A 450-nucleotide genomic window follows, 5' to 3' on the forward strand; every position below is an offset into this window, starting at 1 on the left:
GCCGCGGCCATTGTTTTCGTTGGTGTCGACGGTGATCAGCAAGCGCTTCGGCGCGGTATCGAGTTGCGCCAGCAGATCCTTCAACTCCTGAATCTTGCCCGGCTCGGCCTTGACGATCAGCTGATTGCCGTAAGCGCTGACCTGACCGTCCTGGCCGATGAAATCCTGCGCCACTGGCAACATGTCAGCGCTGGTGTGGTATTTGAGGGGGACGATTTCTGTGGCTGCCAGCACCGAAAAACTGCAGCCGAGCAGCAGGGTGGTGAGCAGGGTGCGTAGGGACATGTCCGTTATCTCCGCGTTCGAAAGGCTTGATATTGCCAGTTTGTCGGCCCGGGGTGGGGCAAGTTGAATCGTAGACAGCAAAACGCCCCGGCATCGGTGGATGGCGGGGCGTGATCGTTCCCACGCTCTGCGTGGGAATGCAGCCAGTGACGCTCTGCGTCACAT

General features: G+C 59.8%; 1 protein-coding gene. It reads right to left on the reverse strand.

All coding sequences use genetic code 11. The features are described 5' to 3' along the window. On the reverse strand, nucleotides 1–285 hold a 285-nt coding region (locus J5M71_RS28435), incomplete at its 3' end, for a secretin N-terminal domain-containing protein (protein ID WP_279382404.1). Between the last annotated feature and the right edge of the window lie 165 nt (nucleotides 286–450).

The sequence above is a fragment of the Pseudomonas sp. 43(2021) genome (assembly GCF_017490805.1).
GTDB lineage: Bacteria > Pseudomonadota > Gammaproteobacteria > Pseudomonadales > Pseudomonadaceae > Aquipseudomonas.